This is a genomic window from Pseudomonas sp. NFPP07 (genome assembly GCF_900115645.1).
GTDB classification, from domain to species: Bacteria; Pseudomonadota; Gammaproteobacteria; order Pseudomonadales; family Pseudomonadaceae; genus Aquipseudomonas; species Aquipseudomonas chlororaphis.
Window position 1 is genome coordinate 414621 of sequence record NZ_FOXG01000001.1, and the last position, 16822, is coordinate 431442.

Sequence of the window (16822 nt, forward strand, 5' to 3'; positions counted from 1 at the left end):
TAAAAACCCGCAGCTTTGTACAATTCTTACCCGCATCGCTCCCCACCAAGCCGGCATAATGCCGCCATGCGGTTGCCTAAAAAAAACGCGCGGCATATTCGCCGCCGTGCAACATAACTTCCCTAAATTGACTCGCAGGCCCAGCGTCTCACCTCAGACGTTGAGCAAGGGTACGCGCCGGACAGGGGCGTGCCCTTCCAAGGGGTATCTGTCAGTCATGGAATGCTGGCATTGAGCAGACAAGGCCGAGGCCCAGGGGGCTTTCGGCATGCAGGCGCAGACAACAGGGACTGACTCCAGGTTTTTCCCACTGAGCACCAGCCATCATGCTATTCAACCGCCATAACAAAACCATCGACGCCTTGCACCACACCATCGCCCAGCAAGCCAGCCTGCTCGAGGCCATCGACCGTTCGATGGCGGTGATCGAGTTCGACCTGGAGGGCACGGTCCTGCGGGCCAACGACAACTTCCTCAAGACCATGGGCTATCGCGCGGAGCAGGTCATCGGCCACCCCCATCGGCAGTTCTGCAATGCCGAATTCGCCCGCGGCAATCAATACCGCGAGCTCTGGACGCGCCTGAAAAACGGCCAGTTCCAATCGGGGACCTTCGAGCGCGTCAATGCTCAAGGCCAGCCGGTATGGCTGGAGGCCAGCTACAACCCGATCAGGGATGCCGACGGCAAGGTCTTCAAGGTGGTCAAGTACGCCCTCGATGTGACCGAGAAGGTCCAACAGGAAAGCGAGTCCAGAGGCAAGCTGCACGCCATCGACCGCGCCATGGCGGTGATCGAGTTCAACATCGACGGCAGCGTCATCACGGCCAACCAGAACTTCCTCGATCGCCTCGGCTACAGCCTCGCCGAACTCAAGGGCAAGCATCACCGGATCTTCTGCAAGCCCGAGCTGGCCAACAGCAGCGCCTACCAGGACTTCTGGCAGCGTCTCAACCAGGGCGAGTTCTTCAGCGGGCAGTTCGAGCGTGTCGACAAACGCGGGCAATCGCTGTGGCTGGAGGCCAATTACAACCCGGTGTACGACGCCGCCGGGCGCCTGTGCAAGGTGGTGAAGTTCGCCTCCGACGTAACCGCGAGGGTGGAGAAACACGCCCAGGACGCCCAGAGCGCGACCCAGGCCTATCACATCTCGGTGGAAACCCGGCAAGTCGCCGAACAGGGCACCGCGGTGATCCAGCAGGCGGCCAGCGAGATGCGCCAGATCGCCGCCAACATCGAAGACTCCTCGACCCTGATCGCCAAGCTCGGCGAGCGCTCCGAGCAGATCACCGCCATCGTCAACACCATCCGCGCGATCGCCGAGCAGACCAACCTGCTGGCGCTCAACGCCGCGATCGAAGCCGCGCGCGCTGGCGAACAGGGCCGGGGGTTTGCCGTGGTCGCCGACGAAGTCCGGCAACTGGCCGCCCGTACCAGCGGCTCGACCGCGGAAATCTCGGGAATGATCGACATGATCCAGCAAGAAACCCAGCAGGCCATCAAAAGCATGGACGGGACCCGGGACCGGGCGGCCAAGGGCGTGGACCTGGCGGATCAGGCCGGCACGGTGATCCTGCAGATTCGCGACGGTGCCAGCGAGGCGGTACAGGCGGTGAGCATGTTCGCCAACGAGCGTGCCACGCTCTGAACCGGCGCCTCTGAATCAACGATGTCGACGCCAGGGAAGGCGTCGGGCAACGGGCTATAGTGACCGGCAGTCCCATCGCCCCGAGCCCGTCATGACCCCGACCCCATCCGCAACCGCCTCAGCCGCCCCTGTCGACCACCTGCGTTTCCACCGTCCCCATGCCCATCTGGCCCCGACCTTCGGCACCGACCGCTTTGCCCTGAAGGCCGAAGCCTTCGCCCGCTTTTTCGGCACCCCGACCTTTCTCGGCGCGCAAACCCTGATCGTGCTGATCTGGGTCGGGCTCAACCTGAGCGGGGTGACGCACTTCGACGCCTACCCCTTCATCCTCCTCAACCTGGCCTTCAGCCTGCAATCGGCCTATGCCGCGCCGCTGATCCTGCTGGCCCAGACTCGCCAGGCCGCGCGCGACAAAGCCCAGACCGACGCCGATGCCCAGCACCGCGAAGCCATCGCTATCGCCAACAGCGAACGCCAGGCGCAAGCCGCGCAACACAGCGCGCAACTGCTCGAACTGCTGGAGCAGAACACCCGCCTGACCGAGATGACCAAACAGCTGACCGAACGTATCGAGGGCCTGACTTCGGAAATGCACCGGCACGTCCTGCACAAGGACCCGCCCCAGGCATGACTCACTGCGGCGCGCGCAGACGCTGGCTCAATTCGTCGAACAGCGTCACCACCGCGCGCAGCGCCCGGCAGTCGGCCCGGGTCAGCAACCAGAGCGCGGTGTCGCAGCCCGGCAGCGGGTCGCTCAGGGGTTGCAGGGCAGTGGTGTCGTCAAGCAGGAAATCCGGCAACACCGCCACGCCCAGCCCGGCCTTCACCAGCTCGCTGACCGCCAGCATGCTGTTGCAGCGATAGCCCGGCACCACACCAGGCAACGCCTGCCGGCGCCAGGCCACCGTGGCGTGGTCCGGGAGAAAATCGTCCGGGGCGATCCAGGTCAGCCCGGCCAGATCCGTCGAGGCGACCGACTGCCTGTAGGCCGGGCTGGCACAGACCCGGTAAGACACCGCCCGCAACTGCCGGCCCACCAGGTGCTCGGGTGGCGTGCGTGTCAGGCGCAGGGCCAGGTCGGCGTCGCGGCGGCTGAGGTTGGCGAAATCATTGGAGGTGCTGAGCTCCAGGGCCAGTGCCGGATAACGCGGCATGAAGTGCGCCAGCGCCGGCAACAGCAGGCCCTGCAACACCGAGTCGGTACAGGTCAGGCGTACCGTGCCGCTGACCACCGCGCCGCCCTGCTCCACCCCGACCTGTGCCGCGTCCAGTGCCTGTTCCGCGCGTTCGGCCTGCTCGGCCAGGGTGCGGGCCAGGCCGGTGGGCAGGTAGCCGGCGCGGCTCTTGTCGAACAGCTGCTGGCCCAGCGCGGCCTCGAGGCGCCGCACCGCACGGAACACCGTGGACACATCGACCTTCAACAACGCCGCCGCGCGGGCCAGGGAGCCGCCACGCACCAGGGCGAGGATCAGCGACAGGTCGGAGTAGTCGAGCCGATAGTGCGTGGCTGCATTGATCACTTGGATAAACGCCAATATTGAGTGCGTGAGCGCCAATCTATAGTGGCATCCAGCAACCGACAAGCGTTGGCCCTACCAGGAGAAATCCATGCCGCACATCGCACATCCGCCGACCCTGCACATCGCCCTGGTGGGCGACTACGACCCTCAGGTCACCGCGCACCAGGCCATTCCCCTGGCCCTGGAAATGGCCGCCGAGGAAACCAGCCTCAAGGTGCACTACCGCTGGCTGGCCACCGACAGCCTGACCAGCGACGCGCCACTGCAAGAGTTCGACGGCATCTGGTGTGTGCCCGCCAGCCCCTACCGCTCGATGGACGGTGCCCTGCGGGCGATCCGCTTTGCCCGCGAGCAGCAGCGGCCCTTCCTCGGCACCTGCGGCGGTTTTCAGCACGCGGTGCTGGAGTACGCGCGCAATGTGCTGGGCTGGGCCGATGCCGAACACGGCGAAACCCATCCCGAGGCCGAGCGCGCCGTGCTCACACCATTGACCTGCGCCCTGGTGGAAGCCACCGACAGCATTCACCTGTGCGCAGGCAGCCGAATCGCCGAAGCCTACGGCGAGCAGCAGATCAGCGAAGGTTATCGCTGTCGCTATGGGGTCAATCCGCAGTTCGCCGCGCAATTGCTCAAGCACGACCTGCGCCCCAGCGGCTACGACTCGGCCGGCGACCTGCGGGCGGTGGAACTGCGCGACCAGCGGTTTTTTGTCGCCACCCTGTTCCAGCCAGAACGGGCGGCGCTCAAAGGCGTCGTACCGCCCCTGGTCAACGCCCTGCTCGCCGCTTGCCTGGAGCGTCACGCATGATCGCCCGCACACCCGAGGCGCCCTACTACGCGGTGATTTTCAGCGCTCAGCGCCGCGAGCCGGACCCGGCCTACGAGCAGGCCGCCGAATGCATGGTCGAACTGGCGCGGCAGCAACCGGGGTTTCTCGGCCTGGAGTTCGCGCGTAACGAGGACGGCTTCGGCATCACGGTCTCCTATTGGCGGGACCAGGCCTCGATCCTCGCCTGGAAGCAGCATGCCGAACACCGCATCGCCCGCGAACGCGGGCGCAGCGACTGGTACGCGGCCTGTCACACCCGGGTATGCAAGGTCGAACGCGCCTACCTGTTCGAACGCTGAGACCTGATCGCCAGCCCGGCCACCGCGCATCCTGGTTATTGCGCCGCCGGCACCAGGCTGCGCACCGCCGAAATCTCCGGCAGGTCGGTGCGGCGCATGTACACGCGCAAGGGTTCGCTGATGTTGATGCGGTCGTCGATGTTCTGTTCCAGCAGCAGCTGGATCAGCTCGCGCTTGAGCACCATGACCTGGCCCTCGGCGCTGGCCCAGACGAATTCGCTGGCGGGGGTGATGGCGTCGTCGGCGACGTCCATGCCGAAGGAGTCTTCGCTGAAGCGCACGATGTGCTGGCCGCTCTTGCGGTTGAAACCGACAAAACCCTTGAGCTGGTCGGCGGCCTGGCAGATGAGTTCGGATGTGATGCGCATGGTAAACCTCACTGAGTGTCCCGAAGGACAGGTGATCGATGGTTTACACGCCAGGCAAGAGTGGAAATGTTTTCGCGCTTCCCTCTGACGGGGAAACTTCAGGGCGCAAGCGTACTGCAAAGCACCCCGCAAAAGCGTCGGAAAATTTGCCGCACCTGCAGATTTATGTCGGTTTCGCGATAGCACAACGGCCATTCAATTGTTAAAAGGTAGTCCTTTGAAAATCGCCCTCCACGAAAGGACCTCGACCATGCCTGCCACTTTCACCAAAAGCGCCCTGATGCTGAGCCTGATGCTTGGCCTGGGCCAGGCACAGGCCGCCAGCCCAAGCCCCACCGCACTGGCTGTCAGCCAAGGCATTCCACACCCCGCGGTGATCGCTCACCGGGGCGCGTCCTTCGATGCACCGGAGTCCACCGCCGCCGCCTACAAACTGGCCCGCGACCTGGGCGCCGACTACCTGGAAATGGACCTGCAACGCAGCAAGGACGGCGTGCTGTTCGCCCTGCACGACAACAACCTGCAGCGCACCACCGACGTCGCCAGCAAGTTTCCCGAGCGCAAGGACAGCCCGGCCAACGCCTTCACCATGGCCGAGCTGAAAACCCTCGACGCCGGCAGCTGGTTCAACCAGGCCTATCCCGACCGTGCCCGTGCGAGCTACGTCGGCCTGAAGATCCTGACCCTCGACGAAATCATCGACATCGCCCAGAGCAACCCGCATCACAAGCCCGGCCTGTACATCGAGACCAAGGAGCCCAAGCAGTTCCCCGGCATCGAGCACGACCTCAAGGAAAAACTCCAGGACCGCGGCTGGCTCAGCCCGGCCGGCTCCAAGCTGGCGAAAAGCGACCTGGCGGTAGGCCAGGGCAAAGGCAAGGTGGTGTTGCAGACCTTCGAGAAGAGCAGCCTGGAACTGCTGCAGAAAGAAATGCCGAAAGTGCCGAAGATCCTCCTGCTGTGGATCGGTGAAGGCGGCATGCAGCCCAAGTCCGACGTAACCTTCGCCAACAGCGGCGAGAAGGACAAGGCGGCCTACTACGCCAAGCAGGAGCCCAAGGACAAGGCCGAGTTCGAGCAGTGGGTCAGCTACGCCAAGGCCCAGGGCGCCATCGGCACCGGCCCGTCGGCGGCACTCACCAATGGCGGCGACCAGAGTTACTTCGACCTGGTGCAACCCTGGATGAACCAGTTCACCCACGACCAGGGCCTGCTGGTGCACGTCTACACCATCGACGAGCCGGTGGACTTCAAGAAGGTCCTGGACTCCGGTGTCGACGGTATCTTCACCAACCGCGCCGCGGAGCTGCTCAAGTACGTCAAGCGTCCGGCCAGCGGCAGCGTCAGCCAGCTGCTCGAGGCCAACGGCTACTGAGCCGGTCGCCGTGCGCACGCCCGAGTGGACAGGCCAGCTGTGGCTCGGGCGTGACTACGGACTGATCCAGGGCGAGCTGGGGCGTACCGCGCCCCACGCCCACTACGCCCATCAACTGATCCTTGCCCCCGCCGCACCGGTCACCGTCAGCCTCGACGACCAGCCCTGCACCGCAAAGCATGTGTTCATCCCGGCCATGCAACGGCATGCCATCCTCGATGCACCCGGGACCCTGTTCACCCTCTACGCCGAACCGCTGACGATTGACGCCCAGGCCCTGCAAGACAGCCTGCTGGGTGTCGAGCTGACGCTGCCGGCGCTGACCGAAGCGCTGCGGCGTTGCCCGCGCCGAATCTTGCAGGACCGGCGGATCGAAAAGGCCCTGGCGGTCCTCGACCGACAATTGACCGGCAAGGTCTCGGCCAGCGCCCTGGCGGCCCATGCGCACCTGTCCCTGAGCCAGCTCGAACGGCTGTTCAGCGGCCAGCTAGGGTTGCCGGTGCGGCGCCTGGTGCTGTGGCGGCGCCTGCGCCTGGCGATGGGCCTGGTGCTGGCGGGCCAGGCCATCACCGAGGCGGCTCATGGCGCCGGGTTTGCCGATTCCGCACACTTCTCCCGCACCCTGAAAACCCTGTTCGGCGTCACCGCGCGCCAAGCCCTGCAACACATCGAGCTGCGCCTGCTGGACTGACTCAACGGCGCAACGGCAAGGGCACCGGCGGTTCCTCATGCACGGCTTGCCTGCTGAAGGGTGCCAACAATTGTCGCCAGTACGCCTGCGGATAATCCGGCTGGCTGCCGATGCCCAGGTCGCCCTGGCGGATCGGGTAGGTCGAGGAATAAAACGCCGTGCCCAGCAACCAGTCCCAGACATTCAGGAACAGGCCGAAATTCACATTGCCGGCGGTGCCGTACTTCATGTGGTGAAAGCGGTGCATCGGCGCCCAGGCGAACACCCAGCCCAGGGGACCGGGGCGCATGTCGACATTGGAGTGCTGCAACAGCAGCTGGATGGCAATGGCAAATGCGAGCAGCTGCGCCACCGGCAAGGGGACTCCCAAAAACAGCAGCGGCAATAGTCCGGCGCTGGCTTCCAGCAACTGATGCAGCGGATGCTTCATCAAGCCGTTGAAGCCATACAAACGCTGCACGCTGTGATGCACCGCGTGCAGACGCCACAGCCAGGGCAACCGATGGCTGAAGTAATGCGCCAGGGTCAGGCCACAGTCGGCGACGACCATCGCCAGCGCCAACTGCGCCCACAGCGACCAGCCGCGCGGCCACAGGCCATCGAACGCCAGCAGGCTCACCAGCCCCGGCAACAGCAGCAACCCCAGGGCGTTCAGGCTTTCATTGACCAGCGCGTGCAACACGTCGCGCAAGCGATCCTGCCGCGGGCGGTTCCAGTCCACCTCATAGGGCAACCACCACTCCGCCAGAAAAGACACCCCCAGCGCCCCGGCGAACACCAGCAGCAACCAGCCCGGGGCCAGCCCCGGCGAGCCCATCACCCACACGCCAGCGCCGATGAAGCCGGCAAAGAACGTCGGTCCGTACAAGCCTTTGATCATTGCTTTCATCACTGCCTCTCCTGTTCGAGAGCACAGCTTGAAAGACCCGAGGGCCACTGCGATTGAACAAACGGCGCAAAGCTTGCGCTGAATTAAGGGTGAATTAAGTTGTACCGGCTAACCTGAACCCACTTAAACGAATCACCCCAAGGAAAGACCCTATGAAAACGTTGACTGCCCTGTTCGCCGCTACCGCCCTGACCCTGACCGCTGGCCTGGCCCAGGCCGACGTGCGCCCGGACCTGATCCCGGGCCTGCTCAAGGCCGGCACCATCATGGACCTGGAAAAACTCAACCAGGCAGCACTGGCCGAACACCCTGGCACCACCGCCGCCAACATCACCGACACCGAGCTTGAGCAAACAGCGGCCGGCGCCTACGTCTACCAGGTGGAACTGCGTGACGCCAAGGGCGTCGAGTGGGACGTCGATCTGGATGCCAAGACCGGCAAGGTCCTGAGCAACAAGCAAGACAAGTAATTCTTCAGGACAAAAAAAGCCGCGTGCCCGAAAGGCCACGCGGCTTTTTCATGCGCTGGGGCATCAGGCACTCAGGCGTGCCGTCACCTCGTTCAACTGCCCCGACAGCTCGTGCAGGTTCTGACTGGCGCGCTCGGTGCGCTGCACATTATCCAGGTTGGTGCTGGCGATCGAGGTGATCTCGGTCAGGTTGCGCGAGATGTCCTCGGCCACCGAGGTCTGCTCTTCCGCCGCCGTGGCGATCTGCCGGTTCATGTCGCGGATCGCTTCGACCGCCTCGGTGATCCGCTCCAGCATGGCGCCGGCCTGGGTCACCTGCTCGACGCTGGCATCGCTGCGCGCCTGGCCACTCTCGATCGCATGGGCGGCGTCCAGCGCGCCGGTCTGCACGCTCTGGATAATCTGGTTGATCTCGATGATCGACGCCGCGGTGCGCTGCGCCAGGCTGCGTACCTCGTCGGCGACCACGGCGAAACCACGCCCGGCCTCGCCGGCCCGCGCCGCCTCGATGGCCGCGTTGAGCGCCAGCAGATTGGTCTGCTCGGCGATGCCGCGGATCACTTCCAGCACTTTGCCGATACGCCCGCTGTCGGCTTCCAGGCGGCGGATCACCTCGGCGGTGTTGGCAATTTCACCGCGCATCAGGGTGATGGTGTGGATGGTGCCCTGCATCACTTGCTCGCCCTGCTGGGCCGACTGGTCGGCGTCATCGGCGGCGCGCGCCGCATCCGCCGCATGGCGCGCCACTTCCTGGACGGTGGCGGACATTTCATTCATCGCCGTAGCGACCTGATCGGTGCGATTGAACTGATCGTTGGTGCCCTGGGACATCAGGGTGGCAATCGCATTCAGTTCGCCGCTGGAGCTGTCCAGGTCGGTGGCGCTGCGCTGCAGGCGGCTGAAGGTTTCAGCGAGGAAATCCCGCAAAGTGTTGGCGGCCACCGCCAGCTTGCCCAACTCGTCCTGGCGGCTGCTGGCCACGCGTTCGGCAATCCGCCCACGGCTGAGTTGCGCCACGTAGTCGATCAACTGACGGATCGGCTCCACCAGGCTGCGGTTGACCAGCCACAGGCTCAGCAGGCCGATCAACAAGCCCGAGGCCAGCATCACCAGCAGGCCGATCCACACCGTGCGCTGGGCGGCGGCGCTGATGTCGCGCGACCGCTCGCTGCCCTGCTTGCGCAGCTCGCTCACCAGTGCGCTCATCTGCTCGCTGGCGGCGCGGTCCACGCCCTTGACCGCGGCATCGCCGGCGGCCGGGTCGGCACCGGCGGCGACAAAGGCATCGCGGCCCTTCTGGTACGCCGTGCCCAGCACCCGATGTTCTTCCCGCAAGCGCTCAATACGGCCCTTGAGCGCCGCATCGATGCCGGGCTCGGCCGCCAGCTGGCCAAGAATGCCCTGCACATCGCGCTGGCGATCCTCGAACTGCTGCCAGTATTTGCTCAGCTCGGCGCTCTGCTTGCCACGCAGCAACACGTTTTTCCACTCCTGCACCTGGACCTTGAATTGCAGGTTGGCTTCATCGATCAATTGCGAGGTGCGCAACGGCCCCTCGATCAGCTCGCGATAACCTTGCACGCCATTGGACAGGAAGTGAAAACACGCCAGCGCGATCAACAGCACCGCCAGCAGGCTACCGCTCAACAAAGCCAGGACTTGCGCTCTCAGGGATTTTTGCAAGGACATCGAATGAGATCTCTCAACAGGGATAGAGCACGCCCGAGGTGGGCATGGGTAGCGTGCGAACATCCCTGTCAGGCGAACCGGGGCAAGCCGGTCGTGCAGTCGTCACAGGCGTGATCGGCCTGGAAGAGGCTTTCTTGAGCGCCTCCGACAGCCGGTTATAACCGCCGAATATTGCACTTCGAACCGTCACAAAACAGTCATGAAGCCTTGCGATGATCGGGCTCAAGTGAACCTGTAAAACCGCCTACAGGTGCCTTCCCTCCTGCGAGCCTCCATGAACCACAGCATCGACCATGCCCATCGCGATTCGGATCTGTTCGGCCTGCTCTACGGCTTTGCGTTCCGCCCTGGCGAGCGGGGTCGCGAACTGGATTCGGCCAAGGCCCTGCAAGCCCTGCAACAGCCGGACGATGGCGAGGCGTTTCTCTGGCTGCACCTGAACCTGGCCCATGCCGCCTGCGAACGCTGGATGCAGACTCACCTGGCCCTGCCCGAGGAATTCTTCGAGGCCTTGCACGAAGGCTCGCGCTCGACCCGCATCGAGCATGTGGACTCGGCCCTGCTGGCGGTGGTCAACGACGTGGTGTTCAACTTCGGCAGCATGCTTTCCTCGGACATCTCCACCCTGTGGGTCTGCGTGCGCAGCCGGCTGATCGTCAGCGCGCGCCTGCAGCCCCTGCATTCGGTGGACAAGCTGCGCTCCTCGGTCAAGGCCGGCGAACGTTTCCGCTCGCCCCTGGAACTGCTGGTGCACCTGCTGCGCGACCAGGGCGAAGTGCTGACCCAGATCGTGCGCAAGACCAGCCTCAACGTCGACCAGATCGAAGACCAGTTGCTGGCCGCGCGGATCTCCACCAACCGTGCCGAACTGGGGGCCATGCGCCGGGTGCTGGTGCGCCTGCAACGCCTGCTGGCGCTGGAGCCGGGCTCGCTGCTGCGGCTGCTCAACCGGCCGCCGCAATGGCTGCAGAAGGAGGACGTCAAGGAGCTGCGCAAGTCCACCGAGGAGTTCGCTCTGATCATCAACGACCTCACCGCCCTCGGCGAGCGGATCAAGCTGCTGCAGGAAGAAATCGCCGCCAATATCAACGAACAGACCAACCGCACCCTGTTCACCCTGACCGTGGTCACGGTGCTGGCGCTGCCGATCAACATCATCGCCGGCTTCTTCGGCATGAACGTCGGCGGCATCCCCTTCTCCGAGGACCCGGAGGGCTTCTGGATCCTCGTCGCGCTGGTCGCCACCTTCACCGTCATCGCCGGCCGCTGGGCGTTTCGCAAGCGCCAGGATATGTAGGCCCTATTCCCTGTAGCCGCTGCCGCAGGCTGCGCAAGGTCAGCAGGACCTCCGGCGATTTCATGGCCGCCACGGCCGGCCCAGACCGATCGCAGCCTGCGGCAGCGGCCACCGACGCCATCGCGGGCAAGTCGGATCGCCGCCCGCTCGCTCCTACAGAAAAGGGCGCGGCTTCTTGACCAGTGGTTAAAGGATTCACCCAAACACTGACCTGAGGCAGTCTCTCTGTAATATTTGGCAACGATCATGGGCGACACTCCTCCCTGCCACAGGATTGTCCGGCAATGGCCACCCCTTCACTGACCGCCGCCTCCCCTTCCCCCGCCCTCGAAGCCAGACCGCAGCTGGACAAAAAAGCCAGCCCCTTCACCCTCGTGGTGTTCTTCGCGATCCTCGCCATGGGCCTGTTGTTCACCGCCTACAGCCTGATGCACGACGTGCACGAGCTGGGCACCACGGTCACCACCTGGACCCCGTTCCTGCTGCTCGGCGTGGCGCTGCTGATCGCCCTGGGCTTCGAGTTCGTCAACGGTTTCCACGACACCGCCAACGCCGTGGCCACGGTGATCTACACCCACTCGCTGCCGCCGCATTTCGCGGTGGTCTGGTCGGGTTTCTTCAATTTCCTCGGCGTGCTGCTGTCCAGCGGCGCGGTGGCCTTCGGCATCATCGCCCTGCTGCCGGTGGAGCTGATCCTGCAGGTCGGCTCGTCGGCCGGCTTCGCCATGATCTTCGCCCTGCTGATCGCCGCCATCCTGTGGAACCTCGGCACCTGGTGGCTGGGCCTGCCGGCCTCGTCGTCCCACACCCTGATCGGCTCGATCATCGGCGTCGGCGTGGCCAACGCCCTGATGCACGGCCGCGACGGCACCAGCGGCGTGGACTGGAGCCAGGCCACCAAGGTCGGCTACGCCCTGCTGTTCTCGCCGCTGATCGGCTTCGCCTTCGCCGCCCTGCTGCTCCTGGCCCTGCGCCTGTTCGTCAAGAACCGCGCGCTGTACAAGGCGCCCAAGGGCAACACCCCGCCGCCGTGGTGGATTCGCGGCATGCTGATCGTCACCTGCACCGGCGTGTCCTTCGCCCATGGCTCCAACGACGGCCAGAAAGGCATGGGCCTGATCATGCTGATCCTGGTCGGCACCCTGCCCATGGCCTACGCGCTGAATCGCACCATGCCGGCCGACCAGGCCCTGCAATTCGCCGCGGTGGCCGAAGTCACCCAACAAGCCCTGGTGAAAAACGCCCCGCAGCCGGCTCCGGCCGACCCGCGCGCGGTGCTTTCCGACTATGTACGCAGCAAGGAAGCCACGCCGCAGCTGGTCCCGGCCCTGGCCGCCCTGACCGGTCATATCGGTGACGAAGTGAAGGGCTACGGCTCCCTGGCCAAGGTGCCGGCCGAAGCCATGGGCAACGTGCGCAACGACATGTACCTGAGCAGCGAAACCATCCGCCTGATGGACAAGAACCAGGTCGGCGATTTCGACGCCGACACCCAGGGCAAGCTGCAACTGTTCAAGCAGCAGATCGACAACGCCACGCGCTTCATTCCGCTGTGGGTGAAGATCGCCGTGGCCATCGCCCTGGGGCTGGGCACCATGGTCGGCTGGAAACGCATCGTGGTCACCGTCGGCGAGAAGATCGGCAAGACCCACCTGACCTACGCCCAGGGCGCCTCGGCGGAAACCGTGGCGATGCTGACCATCGGCGCCGCCGATATGTTCGGCCTGCCGGTGTCCACCACCCACGTATTGTCTTCAGGTGTGGCCGGGACCATGGTCGCCAACGGCGGCGGCCTGCAGATGCAGACCATCCGCAACCTGCTGATGGCCTGGGTACTGACCCTGCCGGCGGCGATCCTGCTATCCGGCAGCCTGTACTGGCTGTTCACCCAATTGTTCTGAGCCCGCCTCTTCGGCTGAATCGGCGGTGTGGCTGCTGACGCCATCGCGAGCAAGCTCGCTCCTACAGGGGCGGGATTGCCCTTCGGTATATGGCCCCCTGTAGCCGCTGCCGCAGGCTGCGATCGGCCGGTACGGCCGCTGCGTACTGAAGATCGCTGAAGGCCTGCGGCCTTCTCGCAGCCTACGGCAGCGGCTACAAGAGCCGGGTCAGGGACAGCGGGTGGCGGGATTTTGCGCCCAGCGTTTGGCGGTGCCGGCAATGCGCTTGGCCAGCTCGTCGATGGCCCGCTGGTGGGCCTGGACCAGGCTCGACAGCTCGACGCTGCCCGGTTGGCTGATGCGGCTGCTGCAGGTCAGGCTGCGGCGCTCGACGCCATCGCCGCGCAGGCGCAGGTTCCACACCACATCGATCAGCGCATAACGCCCCGGCACCGATTCGAAGCGGCGCACATCGGTCTGCAACGACAGGATCGGCTGCCCCGCGGACTTGGGCAGACCCTCCAGGTTGCGCGTGCCCAATTGCTGCTCCATCTGGCTGGCCAGGGCATCGTGGAACTCATCCACCAGCGGCGCGCTCCAGCGCGCGGTTTCCAGGATCGCCAGGGTGCCGCCATCCTGGCGCACCACGAGTTGCGGCTGGTCGACCTGCATCGGAATGCGCACCCCGGCCATTTCGAATTGCAGGCCCGACGCCGCGCCGCCAGCAGCCACCGGCTCGGGCGCCGGCGGCATCAGGGTGTAGTAATGGGTCGGCGCCGAGCTGCAGGCCGCCAGGCCCAGGGACGCGATCAGCAACACTAGAGTTTTTTTCATGGCTGGACTTCCGATTCAGGCTCACGAGAAGACGAGGTCGAGGATTTGTAGGCGTCCGGCTGATTGTCCTTGAGCCGCCCACGGATCAGTGCTTCGGGATGACGACTGAGGAAATCGGTGAGCACCCGTACCGAACGGGCGGTGCGCTGCACTTCGTCCATCGCCTGGCCCAGTTGCAGACGCTGCGGCGAGTCCTCGGCGAAGCTGTCGTTGGCCGTGGTCAGGGTTTTCTTGGTCTGCTCCAGGGTGTCGCGCATTTCTGGCAGCACCTTGCCGTTGACGTTCTGCAAAGTCTTCTGCATCTCGGTCAGGCTGCCATTGAGGTTGTTGGCGATAGCATCGATCGGCAACTTGCTGATCTTCTCCACCACTCGCTGCAACTGCTCCTGCAGCTTGTCGAGGCCGCCCGGCACGGTGGGAATTTCCAGCGGCCGCGCGGTCGCATCGAAAGGCACCGGCTTGGCGTTGGGGATGAAGTCCATGGAGATATACAGCTGGCCGGTCAGCAGGTTGCCGCTGCGCGCCTGGGCCCGCAGGCCATGCTGGACGAAGGCACCGATCAGGTAGCCCGCGCGACTTTCATCGGCACCGCTGAGTTTCTCCAGTTGCTGATGGACCTTGCCCAGGCGTGCCGGGTAGATCACCACGCCAACCACGGTGGAGAAGGTCTTTTTCTGCTCGTCGTAATCCAGGTCCATCGACACCACCCGGCCGATGTTCACCCCGAGGAACTCCACCGGCGCATTGAGCGCCAGCCCGCGCAGGGTCTGGTCGAAACGCATGCGCATGTAGTACGGGTCGCCATCGGGCGGCGCCAGCGCGGTGTCCTGGTCGGCGAACAGCTGGTAGCTGGCGTTTTCCTCGGCCGGCTTGGCGTTGGGGCTGTACTTGGGTTCGACGAAGGCGATGCCGCCGGCGAGGATCGACGACATGGATTCGGTGTTGACCTTCAGGCCGTTGGCGCCCAGGGTCACGTCCACGCCGCTGGCGTTCCAGAAGCGCGAGTCGGTGGTGACGAACTGGTCGTTGGGCGCGTTGACGAAGATCCGCACGTCCACGCCCTTGCCGTTATCCGACAGTTTGTAGGAAATCACCTGGCCCACCTCGATGCGCCGGTAATAGACCGGCGAACCGACATCCAGCGAGCCCAGGTCATCGGTGCGCAGGGTGAAGCGCTTGCCCTTTTGCCCGTAAGTCACCGCAGGCGGCGTTTCCAGGCCGACGAAGCTTTTCTTGCGTTTTTCTTCATGGCCGGCGTCGGCGCCGATAAAGGCCCCCGACAGCAGGGTGTCGACCCCGGACACACCGCCTGCGCCAATGCGCGGGCGCACCACCCAGAACATCGAGTCGGCGGCGGTGAAGGACTCCGCCGACTGGTCCAGCTCGACCTTGGCGATCACCTTGCTGCGGTTCTTGCTCAAGGCAATGGAGGTGACCTTGCCGATCACCACGTTCTTGTATTTGACCTGGGTCTTGTTGGCTTCCAGGCCTTCGGCGGTCTGGAAGCTGATGGAGATCTCGGGCCCGGCCGACAGCGACTTGTGCACCAGCATCGACAGGCCGACGAGGGCCGCGACTATGGGCACGATCCACACCAGCGAGATATTGAACCGGCGCGTCCTGACCGCGGGGGTACCCGGCCTCGCTGGCGCGTTTGAAGCGTTGGAACCTGGATGATCAGACATCTTCAACCTCTACATCCCAGATAAGCCGGGGATCGAAACTCATGGCCGCGAACATCGTCAGGACCACGACCAAACCAAAAAACAGAATGCCCATGCGCGGTTCGATCGAGCTCAGGGCGTGGAATTGCACCAGCGCCGCCACCAGGGCGACCACCAGCACGTCGAGCATCGACCAGTAGCCGATCACCTCGATAAAGCGGTACAGCTTGGCGCGCTCGCGCATCGCCCAATGGCTGCGGCGCTGGCAGGTGATCAGCAGCATCCCCAGGACCAGGAACTTGCTGCACGGCACCACCACGCTGGCGATGAAGATCAGCAGGGCAATGTCCCAGGAGCCGTGCTGCCAGAACTCCAGCACGCCGCTGAGAATGGTGTTTTCGCTGCCGCTGCCGAAGATCTGGGTATACATCACCGGCAGCACGTTGGCCGGGATGTAGAGAATCAGGCTGGCCACGAGAAAGGCCCAGGTACGGCTCAGGCTGTTGGGTTTGCGCGCATGCACCACGGCCTCGCAGCGCGGGCAGTAGTGAACGTCCCGGGGGCAGGTCTGGCCGCAGGTGTGGCAGAGCATCAGGCCCAGGTCGCGGGCATAGGGAGGCTGGCTCATCAGTAGCGGCCCTCCAGGTCGTCCCAGAGGCGGCGGATGCCCTTGCCGGAAATCAGGATGATCAGCACCGTCAGCATCGCCAGCGACCACAGCCCCAGGCCCGGATGCACGTCGAGCATGCCGGCCAGCTTGACGATGGCCACCAGGATGCCCAGCAGGCACACCTCCAGCATGCTCCACGGCCGCAGGTGTTCCAGGGCCCGCATGCAGGCCTTGAAGCCCGGCGCCGCGCGCCCGATGTTGGCAAAGCCCAGCACCCAGCACAGCAGGGCAATCTGCAGGCCGGGGGCAAGGATGATGGCCAGGCCGGTGACGGCGGCGATCAGGCTGATGCGGCCCTGGGCCAGGGCTTCGACCGACTGCCAGAGGGTGGCTTCGTTGCTCAGGCCTTCGAGGCTGATGCCGATCACCGGGAAGGCATTGGCGAACACGAACAGCAGCGCCGCGGTGATCGACAGGGCGAGCAGCTGCTGCACGTTCAGGTGCCGGGCGCGCTCAAGCACCGCCCCGCAGCGCGAGCACTGGGAGGTCTGGCCTTTTGCAAGCGGCACGGACTCGTACAACGAATCGCAATGCTCGCAGATGATCCAGTTGGGAGAGAGTGTCATGGTCTTCAAGTCAGGTGGGACAGCGGAGGGCGCTGATCCATGGCGCGTATTCTCTGCAAAAGTAGAGGATGGTGTCTAGTTTTACCTGAGGACTGCAATCGCCCCGGTGCGCCATAATGTATGCCCCTTGCTGCC

At 64.7% G+C, this 16822-nt stretch carries 17 protein-coding genes; 9 read left to right on the forward strand and 8 right to left on the reverse strand.

Going from position 1 to position 16822, the window contains the following annotated elements:
- Positions 1-326 precede the first annotated feature (326 nt).
- Both BM019_RS01955 and BM019_RS01960 read left to right on the forward strand, forming a co-directional pair.
- Positions 327-1646: a methyl-accepting chemotaxis protein gene (locus tag BM019_RS01955; protein ID WP_092417478.1), complete on the forward strand. Its 1320-nt coding sequence runs from the start codon at positions 327-329 to the stop codon at positions 1644-1646.
- A gap of 91 nt (positions 1647-1737) precedes the next feature.
- Positions 1738-2277, forward strand: coding sequence for a DUF1003 domain-containing protein (locus BM019_RS01960; protein ID WP_092417479.1), 540 nt, complete (start codon positions 1738-1740; stop codon positions 2275-2277).
- Position 2278: 1 nt separating this feature from the next.
- Here BM019_RS01960 and BM019_RS01965 read toward each other — a convergent pair whose 3' ends face one another.
- Positions 2279-3229, reverse strand: a complete 951-nt coding sequence (locus tag BM019_RS01965; RefSeq protein WP_175510553.1) for a LysR family transcriptional regulator — start codon at positions 3227-3229, stop codon at positions 2279-2281.
- A 25-nt stretch (positions 3230-3254) separates the two neighbouring features.
- Here BM019_RS01965 and BM019_RS01970 point away from each other — a divergent pair, with 25 nt between their 5' ends.
- Positions 3255-3974, forward strand: coding sequence for a CTP synthase C-terminal region-related (seleno)protein (locus BM019_RS01970; protein WP_092417480.1), 720 nt, complete (start codon positions 3255-3257; stop codon positions 3972-3974).
- On the forward strand, positions 3971-4294 hold the full coding sequence (locus BM019_RS01975; RefSeq protein ID WP_092417481.1) for an antibiotic biosynthesis monooxygenase family protein: 324 nt from the start codon (positions 3971-3973) through the stop codon (positions 4292-4294). The genes BM019_RS01970 and BM019_RS01975 overlap by 4 nt, the downstream gene beginning before the upstream one ends.
- A 35-nt stretch (positions 4295-4329) precedes the next feature.
- Here the strand turns inward: BM019_RS01975 and BM019_RS01980 are convergent, their stop codons facing one another.
- Positions 4330-4662: a DUF2025 family protein gene (locus tag BM019_RS01980; RefSeq protein WP_009045181.1), complete on the reverse strand. Its 333-nt coding sequence runs from the start codon at positions 4660-4662 to the stop codon at positions 4330-4332.
- A gap of 250 nt (positions 4663-4912) precedes the next feature.
- Between BM019_RS01980 and BM019_RS01985 the strand changes: the two genes are divergently transcribed.
- Both BM019_RS01985 and BM019_RS01990 read left to right on the forward strand, forming a co-directional pair.
- Positions 4913-6037, forward strand: coding sequence for a glycerophosphodiester phosphodiesterase (locus tag BM019_RS01985; protein ID WP_092417482.1), 1125 nt, complete (start codon positions 4913-4915; stop codon positions 6035-6037).
- Between the two features lie 10 nt (positions 6038-6047).
- Complete coding sequence (locus BM019_RS01990; protein WP_009045183.1) at positions 6048-6728, forward strand: helix-turn-helix domain-containing protein; 681 nt, start codon at positions 6048-6050, stop codon at positions 6726-6728.
- Between the two features lies 1 nt (position 6729).
- On the opposite strand, the gene BM019_RS01995 is transcribed toward BM019_RS01990, so the two are convergent.
- Entirely contained in the window at positions 6730-7617 is an 888-nt protein-coding gene (locus BM019_RS01995; RefSeq protein WP_092417483.1) for a sterol desaturase family protein, read from the reverse strand.
- 152 nt (positions 7618-7769) lie between these two features.
- Between BM019_RS01995 and BM019_RS02000 the strand changes: the two genes are divergently transcribed.
- On the forward strand, positions 7770-8087 hold the full coding sequence (locus BM019_RS02000; protein ID WP_007925169.1) for a PepSY domain-containing protein: 318 nt from the start codon (positions 7770-7772) through the stop codon (positions 8085-8087).
- Between the two features lie 63 nt (positions 8088-8150).
- Here BM019_RS02000 and BM019_RS02005 read toward each other — a convergent pair whose 3' ends face one another.
- Entirely contained in the window at positions 8151-9776 is a 1626-nt protein-coding gene (locus tag BM019_RS02005) for a methyl-accepting chemotaxis protein (protein WP_092417484.1), read from the reverse strand.
- Between the two features lie 274 nt (positions 9777-10050).
- Here BM019_RS02005 and BM019_RS02010 point away from each other — a divergent pair, with 274 nt between their 5' ends.
- A complete protein-coding gene (locus BM019_RS02010) occupies positions 10051-11073 on the forward strand; it encodes a transporter (RefSeq protein WP_092417485.1) in 1023 nt (340 codons plus the stop codon).
- 284 nt (positions 11074-11357) lie between these two features.
- Complete coding sequence (locus BM019_RS02015; RefSeq protein ID WP_085531982.1) at positions 11358-12974, forward strand: inorganic phosphate transporter; 1617 nt, start codon at positions 11358-11360, stop codon at positions 12972-12974.
- 207 nt (positions 12975-13181) lie between these two features.
- On the opposite strand, the gene BM019_RS02020 is transcribed toward BM019_RS02015, so the two are convergent.
- From BM019_RS02020 to BM019_RS02035, 4 genes are read right to left on the reverse strand one after another with little or no spacing between them, the layout of a single operon-like run.
- Positions 13182-13787, reverse strand: coding sequence for a PqiC family protein (locus BM019_RS02020; protein WP_092417486.1), 606 nt, complete (start codon positions 13785-13787; stop codon positions 13182-13184).
- The gene (locus BM019_RS02025; protein WP_085531986.1) at positions 13784-15472 is read right to left on the reverse strand and encodes a PqiB family protein; all 1689 of its coding nucleotides are present in this window, start codon (positions 15470-15472) and stop codon (positions 13784-13786) included. The genes BM019_RS02020 and BM019_RS02025 overlap by 4 nt, the downstream gene beginning before the upstream one ends.
- Positions 15465-16079, reverse strand: coding sequence for a paraquat-inducible protein A (locus BM019_RS02030; RefSeq protein WP_009045191.1), 615 nt, complete (start codon positions 16077-16079; stop codon positions 15465-15467). The genes BM019_RS02025 and BM019_RS02030 overlap by 8 nt, the downstream gene beginning before the upstream one ends.
- A complete protein-coding gene (locus BM019_RS02035) occupies positions 16079-16687 on the reverse strand; it encodes a paraquat-inducible protein A (protein WP_007925154.1) in 609 nt (202 codons plus the stop codon). The genes BM019_RS02030 and BM019_RS02035 overlap by 1 nt, the downstream gene beginning before the upstream one ends.
- Positions 16688-16822 lie beyond the last annotated feature (135 nt).

What these genes read in the sequence shown, in the direction of transcription:
- BM019_RS01955 (WP_092417478.1), top strand. Translation starts at nt 327, where the DNA reads ATGCTATTCAACCGCCATAACAAAACCATCGACGCCTTGCACCACACC.
- BM019_RS01960 (WP_092417479.1), top strand. Translation starts at nt 1,738, where the DNA reads ATGACCCCGACCCCATCCGCAACCGCCTCAGCCGCCCCTGTCGACCAC.
- BM019_RS01970 (WP_092417480.1), top strand. Translation starts at nt 3,255, where the DNA reads ATGCCGCACATCGCACATCCGCCGACCCTGCACATCGCCCTGGTGGGC.
- BM019_RS01975 (WP_092417481.1), top strand. Translation starts at nt 3,971, where the DNA reads ATGATCGCCCGCACACCCGAGGCGCCCTACTACGCGGTGATTTTCAGC.
- BM019_RS01980 (WP_009045181.1), bottom strand. Translation starts at nt 4,662, where the DNA reads ATGCGCATCACATCCGAACTCATCTGCCAGGCCGCCGACCAGCTCAAG.
- BM019_RS01985 (WP_092417482.1), top strand. Translation starts at nt 4,913, where the DNA reads ATGCCTGCCACTTTCACCAAAAGCGCCCTGATGCTGAGCCTGATGCTT.
- BM019_RS01995 (WP_092417483.1), bottom strand. Translation starts at nt 7,617, where the DNA reads ATGAAAGCAATGATCAAAGGCTTGTACGGACCGACGTTCTTTGCCGGC.
- BM019_RS02000 (WP_007925169.1), top strand. Translation starts at nt 7,770, where the DNA reads ATGAAAACGTTGACTGCCCTGTTCGCCGCTACCGCCCTGACCCTGACC.
- BM019_RS02005 (WP_092417484.1), bottom strand. Translation starts at nt 9,776, where the DNA reads ATGTCCTTGCAAAAATCCCTGAGAGCGCAAGTCCTGGCTTTGTTGAGC.
- BM019_RS02010 (WP_092417485.1), top strand. Translation starts at nt 10,051, where the DNA reads ATGAACCACAGCATCGACCATGCCCATCGCGATTCGGATCTGTTCGGC.
- BM019_RS02015 (WP_085531982.1), top strand. Translation starts at nt 11,358, where the DNA reads ATGGCCACCCCTTCACTGACCGCCGCCTCCCCTTCCCCCGCCCTCGAA.
- BM019_RS02020 (WP_092417486.1), bottom strand. Translation starts at nt 13,787, where the DNA reads ATGAAAAAAACTCTAGTGTTGCTGATCGCGTCCCTGGGCCTGGCGGCC.
- BM019_RS02025 (WP_085531986.1), bottom strand. Translation starts at nt 15,472, where the DNA reads ATGTCTGATCATCCAGGTTCCAACGCTTCAAACGCGCCAGCGAGGCCG.
- BM019_RS02030 (WP_009045191.1), bottom strand. Translation starts at nt 16,079, where the DNA reads ATGAGCCAGCCTCCCTATGCCCGCGACCTGGGCCTGATGCTCTGCCAC.
- BM019_RS02035 (WP_007925154.1), bottom strand. Translation starts at nt 16,687, where the DNA reads ATGACACTCTCTCCCAACTGGATCATCTGCGAGCATTGCGATTCGTTG.